Below are 1,198 nucleotides of genomic sequence, written 5' to 3'. Positions count from 1 at the left end.
CAGTGGTGAAGCCGAACATCTTGAACAGCTCACCTGCTGGTGCAGATTCACCGAAGGTGGTCATACCGATGATACGGCCGTCGAAACCAACGTACTTGTACCAGAAGTCAGCAATACCCGCTTCAACTGCGATACGTGCCGTCACGTCAGATGGCAGAACCGCTTCACGGTAAGCTGCATCTTGCTTGTCGAATGCATCCGTTGATGGCATTGAAACAACGCGTACTTGCTTGCCTTCAGCTGTTAGTTCAGCCGCAGCGTTTACTGCTAGCTCAACTTCAGAGCCGGTTGCAATAAGGATAAGCTCTGGCTTGCCTGCGCAATCTTTCAGGATGTAACCACCCTTAGCAATGTTCGCTACTTGCTCAGTATCACGCTCTTGCTGTGCAAGGTTCTGACGAGAGAAGATAAGTGAAGTCGGTGCATCTTTACGTTGGATAGCCAGTTTCCAAGCCACTGCGGATTCCACTTGGTCACATGGGCGCCATGTGCTCATGTTTGGCGTTAGACGTAGAGAAGCCATTTGCTCAACCGGTTGGTGAGTTGGGCCGTCTTCGCCAAGGCCGATAGAGTCGTGCGTGTAAACTTGGATGTTCTGAACTTTCATCAGAGCCGCCATACGCATTGCGTTACGTGCGTATTCCATGAACATTAGGAAGGTTGCGCCGTATGGTACGAAACCACCGTGTAGTGCGATACCGTTCATGATAGCCGTCATACCGAATTCACGAACACCGTAGTGGATGTAGTTACCTGCTGGGTCTTCAGCTGAAACAGACTTAGAACCAGACCACATGGTTAGGTTAGAAGGGGCAAGGTCAGCAGAGCCACCTAGGAATTCAGGTAGCATTTGACCAAACGCTTCTAGTGCGTTTTGAGACGCTTTACGTGATGCGATGTTGGCAGGGTTTGCCTGAAGGTCAGCAATGATTTGTGTTGCTTTCTCTTCCCACTCAGCTGGCAACTCACCGTTTAGACGACGCTTAAGCTCTGCTGCTTCTGCAGGGTAAGCTGCAGCGTATGCGTCAAACTTCGTATTCCACGCTGCTTCTTTCGCTGCGCCTGCTTCTTTTGCATCCCACTCAGCGTAAACGTCAGCAGGAATTTCAAATGGACCGAATTCCCAACCAAGTTGCTTGCGAGTCGCTGCAATTTCTTCAGCGCCTAGTGGGGCACCGTGACAGTCGTGTGAACCAGA

The 1,198-nt window shown here is 50.8% G+C and carries 1 protein-coding gene; it reads right to left on the bottom strand.

Annotated elements, in window-relative coordinates:
• Positions 1-1,198, bottom strand: a 1,198-nt coding sequence (locus OH455_RS23165; RefSeq protein ID WP_333482733.1) for a transketolase-like TK C-terminal-containing protein, incomplete at both ends; no start/stop codon positions are given.

The organism is Vibrio sp. T11.5 (assembly GCF_027587155.1).
Taxonomy (GTDB): Bacteria; Pseudomonadota; Gammaproteobacteria; order Enterobacterales; family Vibrionaceae; genus Vibrio; species Vibrio neptunius.
The sequence above is the reverse complement of the archived record's forward strand: the minus strand, read 5'-3'. Positions and strand labels throughout refer to the sequence as shown.